9 protein-coding genes are annotated in these 11,646 nt (G+C 55.7%); all 9 read left to right on the plus strand.

Annotated features, from left to right (window positions below):
* Position 1: 1 nt before the first annotated feature.
* The 9 genes from ssnA (at position 2) to idi (ending at position 11,641) form a co-directional block, all read left to right on the plus strand.
* On the plus strand, positions 2-1,330 hold the full coding sequence (gene ssnA / locus AOY24_RS12880; RefSeq protein WP_054176755.1) for a putative aminohydrolase SsnA: 1,329 nt from the start codon (positions 2-4) through the stop codon (positions 1,328-1,330).
* A 45-nt stretch (positions 1,331-1,375) separates the two neighbouring features.
* Positions 1,376-2,155: a molybdopterin-dependent oxidoreductase FAD-binding subunit gene (gene ygfM / locus AOY24_RS12885; RefSeq protein WP_054176756.1), complete on the plus strand. Its 780-nt coding sequence runs from the start codon at positions 1,376-1,378 to the stop codon at positions 2,153-2,155.
* Entirely contained in the window at positions 2,152-5,022 is a 2,871-nt protein-coding gene (locus tag AOY24_RS12890; protein WP_054176757.1) for a molybdopterin-dependent oxidoreductase Mo/Fe-S-binding subunit, read from the plus strand. Before ygfM ends, AOY24_RS12890 begins: the two co-directional genes overlap by 4 nt.
* Positions 5,023-5,184: 162 nt before the next feature.
* Positions 5,185-6,585, plus strand: coding sequence for an NCS2 family protein (locus AOY24_RS12895; RefSeq protein WP_042999375.1), 1,401 nt, complete (start codon positions 5,185-5,187; stop codon positions 6,583-6,585).
* 17 nt (positions 6,586-6,602) lie between these two features.
* A complete protein-coding gene (guaD, locus tag AOY24_RS12900) occupies positions 6,603-7,919 on the plus strand; it encodes a guanine deaminase (RefSeq protein WP_054176758.1) in 1,317 nt (438 codons plus the stop codon).
* A 32-nt stretch (positions 7,920-7,951) separates the two neighbouring features.
* Entirely contained in the window at positions 7,952-9,319 is a 1,368-nt protein-coding gene (gene ghxQ / locus AOY24_RS12905; RefSeq protein WP_054176759.1) for a guanine/hypoxanthine transporter GhxQ, read from the plus strand.
* Between the two features lie 63 nt (positions 9,320-9,382).
* On the plus strand, positions 9,383-10,831 hold the full coding sequence (locus AOY24_RS12910; RefSeq protein ID WP_054176760.1) for a nucleobase:cation symporter-2 family protein: 1,449 nt from the start codon (positions 9,383-9,385) through the stop codon (positions 10,829-10,831).
* Between the two features lies 1 nt (position 10,832).
* Positions 10,833-10,958: a hypothetical protein gene (locus tag AOY24_RS25385; protein ID WP_099433739.1), complete on the plus strand. Its 126-nt coding sequence runs from the start codon at positions 10,833-10,835 to the stop codon at positions 10,956-10,958.
* Positions 10,959-11,092: 134 nt separating this feature from the next.
* Positions 11,093-11,641: an isopentenyl-diphosphate Delta-isomerase gene (idi, locus tag AOY24_RS12915; protein WP_054176761.1), complete on the plus strand. Its 549-nt coding sequence runs from the start codon at positions 11,093-11,095 to the stop codon at positions 11,639-11,641.
* Positions 11,642-11,646: the final 5 nt, after the last annotated feature.

The following is an 11,646-nucleotide window of genomic DNA, read 5'->3' on the forward strand; positions in this document are numbered from 1 at the left end:
CATGTTGATTCTGAAAAATGTCACCGCCGTACAACTTCATCCGGCCAGCGTGCGTGAAGGGGTGGATATTGCAATCGACAAAGACGTTATTGTTGAGGTGGGTGACGCCCTGACGCAGCGCTATCCGCAAGCGCAATGGAAAGAGATGCATGGGCGAATCGTGATGCCAGGCCTGGTCTGTGCGCATAACCACTTCTACTCCGGTTTATCGCGCGGGATCCAGGCCAATATCGCCCCCAGCCCGGACTTTATCTCAACGTTGAAAAACCTGTGGTGGCGCCTGGACCGGGCGCTGGACGAAGAGTCGCTCTACTACAGCGGACTAATTTGCTCGCTGGAGGCGATTAAGAGCGGATGCTCTGCGGTTATCGATCACCATGCTTCACCAGGCTACATCCAGGGCTCGCTCTCTACGCTGCGTTCAGCCTTTTTAAAAGTCGGTCTGCGAGCAATGACCTGCTTTGAAACCACCGACCGTAACGAAGGTATCAAAGAGCTACAGGCAGGCGTCGAAGAGAATATTCGCTTCGCCCGTCAGATAGACCATGCGCGAGAGAGCGGTAGCGAGCCGTACCTGGTGGAAGCGCACATTGGCGCGCATGCCCCCTTTACCGTACCCGACGCTGGTCTGGAAATGCTACGCGAGGCCATCAACGCCACCGGGCGCGGGCTGCATATTCATGCGGCAGAGGACAGCTACGATGTCTCACACAGCCATCATCTGTACGGTAAAGACCTGCTGGTCAGGCTGGCGGAATATGGGCTCATCGACCGTAAAACGCTGGTCGCACACGGCCTGTACCTGTCTGCGGAAGATATCGCCCTGCTGAATCAGCAAGATGCCTTCCTGGTACACAATGCCCGCTCCAACATGAACAACCATGTGGGCTATAACCACCACCTTACCCATATTCGCAATCTGGCGCTGGGGACGGACGGTATCGGCTCCGACATGCTTGAAGAGATGAAATTTGCCTTCTTCAAACATCGCGACGCGGGCGGTCCTCTGTGGCCTGACAGCTTTGCGAAAGCACTGGCGAACGGCAACGAACTGTTGCACCGCAACTTCGGAGAAAAATTTGGCCAACTGGAAGCCGGTTATAAAGCTGATTTAACCCTTCTCGACTATTCGTCGCCGACGCCGCTGATCGCTGAAAACGTTGCCGGGCATATCGCTTTCGGTCTCGGTTCAGGCAGCGTGCACAGCGTGATGGTGAATGGCGTGATGGTGTATGAAGACCGTCAGTTTACTTTCGATACCGATTCCATTTATGCGCAGGCCCGAAAAGCCGCCGCCAACATGTGGCGGCGAATGGATGCGCTGGCATAGCCCATACCCTCTCCTGAACGGGAGAGGGAGTGATGAGGAATGATGATGATTGAACAATTTTTCAGGCCCGACTCCGTTGACCAGGCGCTGGAACTCAAGCGCCGCTATCAGGAGGACGCCGTCTGGTTTGCCGGGGGCAGCAAACTTAACGCCACGCCAACGCGTACCGATAAGCGGATTGCCATTTCATTGCAGGATCTGGAACTGGAGTGGATTGACTGGGACAATGGCGCATTGCGTATTGGGGCGATGACTCGCCTGCAACCGTTGCATGACGCCCGCTATCTCCCGGCGGCACTGCGTGAGGCGATAGGCTTTATCTACTCCCGCCATCTTCGCAACCAGTCGACCCTCGGCGGCGAGATTGCCGCGCAACAGCAAGAGTCCGTGTTACTCCCCGTCCTGCTGGCGCTGGACGCCCAGTTGGTGTGTGGTGATGGCGAAACTCTGTCGCTGGAAAGCTATCTCGCCGATCCACGCGATCGCCTGCTCACCGAAATTATCATTAAAGATCCCTTCCGCCCTTGCGCCACGCGCAAAGTGAGCCGTTCACAGGCCGGATTAACCGTCGTGACGGCGGCGGTCGCGTTGACTGAGCACGGTGGCATGTGCATCGCGCTGGACGGCGTGGCGGAAAAAGCACTGCGCCTGCGTGATGTGGAAACACAAACGCGAGAAGGTACGGAACTGGAACAGGCGGTCGCAAACGCCCTGTTCCCACAGGATGATATTCGGGGCAGCGCGGCCTATAAGCGCTATATCACCGGCGTGGTTGTCGCCGATCTGTATGCCGACTGTCTGATGGCCGGGGAGGACGTTGTATGATGATTCACTTCACATTGAACGGCATGGCCCGTGAAATGAAGATTAACCCGGGAGAAAACGTACAGAAGCTGCTGTTTAACCTGGGCATGCACTCGGTGCGCAACAGTGACGACGGATTCGGTTTCGCCGGTTCGGACGCGATTCTCTACAATGGTCGCATCGTTAATGCCTCATTACTGATTGCCGCACAGTTGGATCATGCGGAGATCCGCACCAGCGAATCACTCGGTCAATGGAATGCGTTGAGCCTGGTACAACAGGCGATGGTGGATGTCGGCGTCGTGCAGTCCGGTTATAACGATCCGGCCGCCGCATTGATCATCACCGATCTGCTGGAACGAATCGCGAATCCTACCCGTGAAGAGATTGACGATGCGTTGTCCGGCCTGTTCAGTCGTGATGCGGGTTGGCAGCAATATTATCAGGTGATCGAACTGGCGGTGGCGCGTAAAAACGATCCGCAAGCCCGTATGACTGTCGCCCCCACTTTCCGCGACGATCTCGCGGTGATTGGTAAACCCTGGCCAAAAACCGATGCGGCCAAAATGGTCCAGGCCAAACCCTGCTATGTGGAAGACCGTATCACCCCAGACGCCTGCGTAATTAAAATGCTGCGCAGTCCGCACGCCCATGCGTTGATCACTCATCTCGACGTCAGCAAAGCCGAAGCATTGCCCGGCGTGGTTCACGTGATCACCCACCGCAACTGCCCGGACATCTATTATACGCCCGGCGGGCAGAGCGCGCCTGAACCCTCCCCGCTTGACCGCCGCATGTTCGGCAAAAAAATGCGCCATGTCGGCGATCGTGTTGCCGCCGTGGTTGCAGAGAGTGAAGAGATTGCGCTGGCCGCGCTCGAACTCATTGATGTGAAATATGATGTGCTTAAGCCGGTATTGTCGATAGACGAAGCCATGGCAGACGATGCACCCGTCGTACACGATGAACCGGTAGTGTACGTTGCAGGCGCGCCACAGACACTGGAAGAAGATAACCGCCATGCCGCCCAACGTGGCGAGCACATGGTCATCAACTTCCCGATTGGTTCACGCCCGCGGAAAAATATCGCCGCCAGCATTCATGGTCATATCGGCGATATGGAGAAAGGGTTTGCCGAAGCGGATGTGGTCATCGAGCGCACTTATCACTCCACACAGGCGCAGCAGTGTCCGGCAGAGCCTCACATCTGTTTTACGCGCATGGACGGCGATCGCCTGATCATTCACGCCTCAACTCAGGTACCGTGGCACCTTCGCCGCCAGGTTGCCCGTCTCGTTGGCATGAAGCAGCACAAAGTCCACGTCATTAAGGAACGCGTCGGCGGCGGCTTTGGTTCTAAACAGGACATCCTGCTGGAAGAAGTCTGCGCATGGGCGACCTGCGTGACCGGACGCCCGGTCTATTTCCGCTATACCCGTGAAGAGGAGTTTATTGCCAATACCTCCCGTCACGTTGCAAAAGTCACGGTCAAACTTGGCGCGAAGAAAGATGGTCGCCTGACGGCGGTCAAAATGGACTTCCGCGCCAATACTGGCCCATATGGCAACCATTCGTTGACCGTGCCGAGCAACGGCCCGGCGCTCTCGTTACCGCTGTACCCCTGCGACAACGTCGATTTCCAGGTCACCACCTACTACAGCAATATCTGTCCGACGGGGGCGTATCAGGGCTATGGCGCACCGAAAGGCACCTTTGCGATGACAATGGCGTTAGCCGAGCTTGCCGAACAACTGCAAATTGACCAACTGGAGATCATCGAACGCAATCGGGTTCACGAGGGACAGGAACTGAAAATTCTCGGCGCGATCGGTGAAGGGAAAGCGCCAACCTCCGTTCCTTCCGCCGCCAGTTGCGCACTGGAAGCGATCCTGCGTCAGGGACGGAAGATGATCGACTGGTCGTCGCCCAAACCACAGGACGGTGACTGGCGTACCGGTCGCGGGGTCGCCATTATTATGCAGAAATCAGGGATCCCGGACATCGATCAGGCGAACTGCATGATCAAACTGGAGTCCGATGGCACTTTCATCGTCCACTCCGGCGGCGCAGATATTGGCACCGGGCTGGATACGGTTGTCACTAAACTGACGGCGGAAGTGCTGCACTGTGCGCCAGAGGAAGTGCATGTCATTTCCGGCGATACTGACCATGCACTCTTCGACAAAGGCGCTTACGCCTCATCCGGCACCTGCTTCTCGGGGAACGCGGCGCGTAAGGCAGCAGAAAACCTGCGTGAGAAAATCCTCTTTCATGGGGCGCAGATGCTGGGTGAACCCGTTGCTGATGTTCAACTGGTAGCACCTGGCGTTGTACGCGGCAAGCAGGGCGAAGTGAGTTACGCTGAGATCGCGCACAAAGCGGAGACGGGAACTGGTTTTGGCACGCTGGTCGCCACGGCCAGTTACATCACCGCAGACTTCGCATTTCCGTATGGGGCGAACTTCGCCGAAGTCGCGGTGAATACCCGAACCGGCGAAATCCGTCTCGACAAGTTCTACGCACTGCTGGACTGTGGCACACCGGTCAACCCGGAACTCGCACTCGGGCAAATCTACGGTGCGTCAATGCGGGCCATTGGCCATAGTCTGAGCGAAGAGATCCTCTATGATGCCGAAGGCCATCCGCTGACCCGCGATCTGCGCAGTTACGGTGCGCCAAAAATTGGCGACATCCCTCGGGATTTTCGTGCCGTTCTGGTGCCAAGCGACGATAAGGTTGGCCCCTTTGGTGCCAAATCGATCTCTGAAATTGGCGTTAACGGCGCGGCACCGGCCATTGCCACCGCTATTCATGATGCCTGTGGCGTATGGTTACGCGAATGGCATTTCACACCGGAGAAAATACTGACCGCGCTGGAAAAAATGTAACGACGTGGGCCGCTCAGGCGGCCCGCTCACATGACTCAATAACGATTAAATGCCGTCTGCGGAAATGAGATAAGCCGTTCTCAGGGCAACCTGCGCCTCAAATTCGCAGAATTTAATTCTGCTGATTCAGATGATCAAATTTACTTATTAAGGAGTGAAGGGATGTCTGATATATCACGTGCAGGCTCAGATCTGATTTACGAACTGGAGGATCGCCCTCCCTTTCATCAGTCTATTATCGGCGCGATCACCCACCTGCTGGCCATCTTTGTCCCCATGGTCACGCCCGCATTAATTGTTGGCACCGCGCTACAGCTCTCAACGGAAACCACCGCCTATCTGGTCTCAATGGCGATGATTGCATCTGGCATCGGCACCTGGCTGCAGGTCAATCGCTATGGCATGGTCGGTTCCGGCTTACTCTCGATTCAGTCGGTCAACTTTTCGTTTGTCACGGTAATGATTGCACTGGGCAGCGGGATGAAAAACGATGGATTCCACGAAGAGTTGATCATGTCATCGCTGCTTGGCGTTTCATTTGTCGGGGCATTTCTGGTGGTGGGATCGTCTTTCATTTTGCCTTACTTGCGCAGGGTCATCACGCCGACCGTCAGCGGAATTGTGGTGCTGATGATTGGCCTGAGCCTGATTAAAGTCGGGATTATCGATTTTGGCGGCGGCTTTGCGGCGAAAAGCAGCGGCACCTACGGAAATTACGAGAATATCGGCGTCGGGTTGCTGGTGCTGATCGTGGTGATCGGTTTTAACTGCTGCCGCAGTCCGTTACTGAGAATGGGCGGCATCGCGATCGGGCTGTGCGTGGGTTATATCGTCTCTTTGTGCCTGGGCATGGTGGATTTCAGCAGTATGCGCAATCTGCCGTGGGTCACCATCCCGACCCCTTTTAAGTACGGTTTCCAGTTCAACTTTCATCACTTTCTGGTGGTGGGGACCATTTATCTGCTCAGCGTGCTGGAAGCCGTCGGCGACATTACCGCGACCGCGATGGTGTCCAGACGCCCCATTCAGGGAGATGAATACCAGTCACGCCTGAAGGGCGGCGTGCTGGCCGATGGGCTGGTCTCCGTTATTGCCTCTGCAGTGGGTTCACTGCCATTGACGACCTTTGCGCAAAACAACGGCGTTATCCAGATGACCGGCGTCGCCTCTCGCTATATCGGCCGCACCATCGCCGTCATGCTGGTGCTGCTTGGACTGTTTCCCATGATTGGCGGCTTCTTTACCACTATTCCTTCGGCGGTGCTGGGGGGCGCGATGACGCTAATGTTCTCGATGATCGCAATCGCCGGGATCCGCATCATCATCACGAACGGGCTTAAGCGCCGTGAAACGCTGATTGTTGCCACCTCGTTGGGACTGGGGCTGGGCGTCTCCTATGACCCGGAAATATTCAAAATCCTGCCGGCCTCAATTTATGTGTTGGTGGAAAACCCCATCTGCGCGGGCGGTCTGACCGCCATTCTACTGAATATCATTCTCCCAGGAGGCTACCGGCCTGAAGAAGTGCTGCCGGGCATCGTCTCCCCGGAGGAAACGGATTAACGGTAAAGGAGTTTACGATGTCTGGAGAACACACGTTGAAAGCGGTACGCGGCAGCTTTATTGATGTCACCCGCACCGTTGAAAACCCGGAAGAGATCGCCTCAGCGCTGCGATTTTTGGAAGACGGATTGCTGCTGATTCGCCAGGGAAAAGTCGAATGGTTTGGTGAGTGGGAAGCAGGAAAACAGCGGATCCCTGACGCCATCCGTGTCCGTGACTATCGCGGAAAACTGGTCGTGCCGGGATTCGTTGATACGCATATCCATTACCCCCAGAGTGAAATGGTCGGTGCCTATGGCGAGCAGTTGCTGGAATGGCTGAATAAGCACACCTTCCCGACCGAAAGACGCTATGAGGATCTGGAATACGCACGCGAGATGTCAGCTTTTTTCATCAAGCAACTGTTGCGTAACGGCACCACCAGCGCGCTGGTTTTTGGCACGGTGCATCCGCAGTCCGTGGATGCGCTATTTGAAGCCGCCAGCCATATCAATATGCGCATGATCGCCGGCAAAGTGATGATGGATCGTAACGCGCCGGATTATCTTCTGGACGACGCCGAGAGCAGCTACCTGCAAAGTAAGGCGTTGATTGAGCGCTGGCATAAAAATGGCCGCCTGCTGTATGCCATCACGCCGCGCTTCGCCCCGACCTCGTCACCGCAACAGATGGCGATGGCGCAGCGTCTGCGGGAAGAATATCCCGACACCTGGGTACATACCCATCTCTGTGAAAACAAAGACGAAATTTCCTGGGTTAAAAAACTCTATCCTGAACATGACGGCTATCTGGATGTGTACCACCAGTACGGGCTGACCGGCAAAAATTGCGTCTTCGCCCACTGTGTCCATCTGGAAGAGAAAGAGTGGGATCGCCTGAGCGAAACCCACTCCAGCATCGCCTTTTGTCCGACCTCAAACCTCTACCTCGGCAGCGGTTTGTTCAATCTGCAAAAAGCCTGGAGGAAGAAGATCAACGTCGGTATGGGAACCGATATCGGCGCCGGTACCACCTTCAACATGCTGCAAACGCTGAACGAAGCCTACAAAGTGGTGCAACTACAGGGGTACCGACTCTCGGCATACGAAGCCTTTTACCTGGCGACGCTCGGCGGCGCGAAAGCGCTGGGCCTCGACGATCTGATTGGTAACTTTATGCCGGGCAAAGAGGCGGACTTTGTGGTGCTGGAACCGACAGCGACGCCGCTGCAACAACTGCGCTATGACAACTCAACATCCCTGGTCGACAAATTGTTCGTGATGATGACGCTGGGCGACGATCGCTCAATTTACCGCACTTACGTCGACGGACGTCTGGTGTACGAACGGACCTGACAGAACGCTAACATCCTGCTGAGGACATCATTATGTCTGGAGATATTCTGCAAACCCCCGGCGCGTCGAAACCACGCAGCGCGCTGGATAATTACTTCAAGATTACGGCGCGTGGCAGTACCGTGCGTCAGGAAATACTGGCCGGGTTGACCACCTTTCTGGCGATGGTCTATTCGGTCATAGTCGTGCCCGGAATGCTGGGGAAAGCGGGATTCCCACCCGCCGCCGTCTTTGTCGCCACCTGCCTCGTCGCAGGCTTCGGCTCGCTGTTGATGGGCCTGTGGGCCAACCTGCCGATGGCGATTGGCTGTGCTATTTCGCTGACCGCCTTCACCGCATTCAGCCTGGTGCTGGGACAACACATTTCGATTCCTGTCGCCCTCGGCGCGGTTTTCCTGATGGGGGTCATTTTTACCGCTATCTCGGTCACCGGCGTCCGGACCTGGATCTTACGAAACTTACCCATGGGTATCGCGCATGGCACAGGGATTGGCATCGGGTTGTTCCTGTTGCTGATCGCGGCGAACGGCGTCGGTATGGTGATTAAAAACCCGTTGGAAGGGCTTCCGGTGGCACTCGGCGCATTTACCTCTTTTCCGGTTCTGATGAGTCTGCTGGGTTTGGCGGTCATCTTCGGGATGGAGAAATGCCGCGTCCCTGGCGGGATCCTGCTGGTGATTATCGCCATCTCGATTATCGGATTGATATTTGACCCTGCCGTTAAATATCACGGCCTGGTCGCCATGCCCAGCCTGAGCGGTGAAGACGGTAAGTCTCTGATTTTCAGTCTTGATATCATGGGCGCCTTACAGCCTGCGGTGCTGCCCAGCGTACTGGCGCTGGTGATGACGGCGGTATTTGATGCTACCGGCACCATCCGCGCCGTCGCCGGACAAGCGAATCTGCTGGATAAAGACAACCAAATCATCAACGGCGGTAAAGCGTTGACCAGCGACTCCATCAGCTCCGTATTCTCCGGTCTGGTGGGCGCAGCACCGGCCGCCGTCTATATTGAATCCGCTGCGGGAACCGCCGCCGGTGGAAAAACAGGACTGACCGCCGCCATCGTCGGCTGTTTGTTCTTGCTTATCCTGTTCTTATCGCCTCTCTCTTACCTGATACCCGGCTATGCGACGGCGCCTGCGCTGATGTACGTCGGCTTACTGATGCTCAGTAATGTCTCAAAACTGGATTTCAATGACTTCATCGATGCGATGGCCGGTCTGGTCTGCGCGGTCTTTATCGTCCTGACCTGCAATATCGTCACCGGCATTATGCTCGGTTTCGTGACGCTGGTTGTCGGTCGCGTTTTTGCCCGGGAATGGCAGAAGCTGAACATCGGTACCGTCATTATTACCGTCGCGCTGGTGGCGTTCTACGCCGGCGGATGGGCTATTTAAGCGAGGCTCCGCGCCAACGCGCGCGGAGCTGTTCTATCGGCCTCGCCATTCAGGAGAAAACGCATGAGCGCCATAGATTCCCAACTTCCCTCACCGTCGGGGCAAGGCCGCGCCACCGATGAGGTCGACCGTATATTATCGCCTGGCAAGCTGGTCGTACTCGGTCTGCAACATGTGCTGGTCATGTACGCAGGCGCGGTCGCTGTACCGCTGATGATTGGCGACAGACTCGGCCTCAGCAAAGAAGCTATTGCGCTGTTAATCAGCTCGGATCTCTTCTGCTGCGGGATCGTGACCCTGCTGCAATGTATTGGCATCGGTCGCTTTATGGGGATTCGCCTGCCCGTGATTATGTCGGTGACGTTTGCCGCGGTGACGCCGATGATTGCGATTGGCATCAATCCGGATATCGGTCTGTTGGGCATTTTTGGCTCAACCATTGCCGCTGGCGCGATCACCACACTCTTAGCGCCGCTTGTCGGTCGCCTGATGCCCTTATTTCCACCGCTGGTAACGGGCGTGGTGATCACCTCGATTGGTCTGAGCATTATTCAGGTGGGCGTTGACTGGGCTGCTGGCGGAAAAGGTAATCCTGAGTATGGGAATCCGGTCTATTTAGGGATTTCATTTGCGGTCTTAATCTTTATTTTATTAATCACCCGATTTGCCAAAGGCTTCATGTCCAACGTCGCGGTCCTGCTGGGGATCATCTTTGGCTTTGCGTTGTCATGGATGATGAATGAAGTGAATTTGTCAGGCCTGCACGATGCCTCGTGGTTCGCGATTGTCACACCGATGGCCTTCGGCACCCCTGTCTTTGATCCGGTGTCGATTCTGACCATGACGGCTGTGTTAATCATTGTGTTTATTGAATCGATGGGGATGTTCCTGGCGCTCGGCGAAATCGTCGGTCGCAAACTCTCATCGCAGGATATCATTCGCGGCCTGCGCGTGGATGGCGTCGGGACAATGATTGGCGGACTGTTTAACAGCTTTCCCCACACCTCATTTTCCCAAAACGTTGGCCTGGTCAGCGTCACGCGCGTGCACAGTCGATGGGTCTGCATCGCTTCCGGCGTCATCTTAATTTTGTTTGGCATGGTGCCGAAAATGGCGGTTCTGGTCGCCTCCATTCCGCAGTTCGTCCTCGGCGGCGCGGGTCTGGTGATGTTTGGTATGGTACTGGCAACCGGGATCCGCATTCTCTCGCGCTGCAATTACACCACGAACCGTTACAACCTCTACATTGTGGCCATCAGCCTGGGCGTCGGCATGACGCCGACGTTATCGCATGACTTTTTCTCTCGCCTGCCTGCCGTTCTCCAGCCGTTACTGCACAGCGGAATTATGCTTGCCACCTTCAGCGCTGTCATACTGAATCTGTTTTTCAATGGCTACCACCACCATACCGGGCTGGTGCAGGAATCCGTCTCGGATAAAAACCTGAAGGTCAGAACGGTTCGAATGTGGTTACTGATGCGTAAGCTGAAAAAAAATCAGCAGGATGAATAGCATGAATCTCTTTTGGCGCTGCCTGATTACCTTGCTGTTGCTCATGCTGATGTCGATACCCGCCATTTCTGACGGCATTGCGCTGGGTATCGAAAGTCGCTTCCGGTTTATGCTGCTGTTTTTCTAAAATCACGCCCCGCTCCCGACATCCGTACCGCAAGATGCGGATGTCACATTCCTGTGTTAAACGCTCCCGGCGTTAATCATTTCATCGTGAGATCTCATATACTGGTGTGCGCTTGAGATTGACAGTGAGACATTATGCGACAGGAACACGTCATTTTACTGGATGCACAGGACACCCCTTCCGGCACGCTGGAAAAATATACCGCCCACACCGTTAACACACCATTGCATCTCGCCTTCTCCTCCTGGCTGTTCAATACAGAGGGACAGCTGTTGGTGACTCGCCGTTCGCTGGAAAAAAAAGCGTGGCCAGGCGTCTGGACTAACTCGGTCTGCGGCCACCCTCAACAAGGTGAAAGTCACGAAGAGGCTGTTATCCGCCGCTGTCGTTATGAGCTGGGCGTAGAGATTGCCAGTCTGACTCCCGTCTACCCGGCATTTCGCTATCGCGCGACCGATCCCAGTGGGATCGTCGAGAATGAGGTCTGCCCGGTCTATGCAGCACGGGTGACCAGTGAACTGCAGGTCAATCGCGATGAAGTGATGGATTATCAGTGGAGCGATCTGGAGGAGGTTTTACGCGGAATTGACGCGACGCCGTGGGCTTTCAGCCCGTGGATGGTGATGCAGGCGTCAAACGATACGGCGCGAGCGTCACTCCTTAACTTTAGCCGTCAGCAATAAAAAAA

It is taken from the genome of Citrobacter sp. CtB7.12 (genome assembly GCF_001297795.1).
Lineage (GTDB): Bacteria > Pseudomonadota > Gammaproteobacteria > Enterobacterales > Enterobacteriaceae > Citrobacter_A > Citrobacter_A amalonaticus.

Excerpts from the sequence above, each read along its gene's own strand:
- AOY24_RS12895 (WP_042999375.1), top strand. The coding sequence starts at position 5,185 with ATGTCTGATATATCACGTGCAGGCTCAGATCTGATTTACGAACTGGAG.
- idi (WP_054176761.1), top strand. The coding sequence starts at position 11,093 with ATGCGACAGGAACACGTCATTTTACTGGATGCACAGGACACCCCTTCC.
- AOY24_RS25385 (WP_099433739.1), top strand. The coding sequence starts at position 10,833 with ATGAATCTCTTTTGGCGCTGCCTGATTACCTTGCTGTTGCTCATGCTG.
- ygfM (WP_054176756.1), top strand. The coding sequence starts at position 1,376 with ATGATTGAACAATTTTTCAGGCCCGACTCCGTTGACCAGGCGCTGGAA.
- AOY24_RS12890 (WP_054176757.1), top strand. The coding sequence starts at position 2,152 with ATGATGATTCACTTCACATTGAACGGCATGGCCCGTGAAATGAAGATT.
- ghxQ (WP_054176759.1), top strand. The coding sequence starts at position 7,952 with ATGTCTGGAGATATTCTGCAAACCCCCGGCGCGTCGAAACCACGCAGC.
- AOY24_RS12910 (WP_054176760.1), top strand. The coding sequence starts at position 9,383 with ATGAGCGCCATAGATTCCCAACTTCCCTCACCGTCGGGGCAAGGCCGC.
- guaD (WP_054176758.1), top strand. The coding sequence starts at position 6,603 with ATGTCTGGAGAACACACGTTGAAAGCGGTACGCGGCAGCTTTATTGAT.
- ssnA (WP_054176755.1), top strand. The coding sequence starts at position 2 with ATGTTGATTCTGAAAAATGTCACCGCCGTACAACTTCATCCGGCCAGC.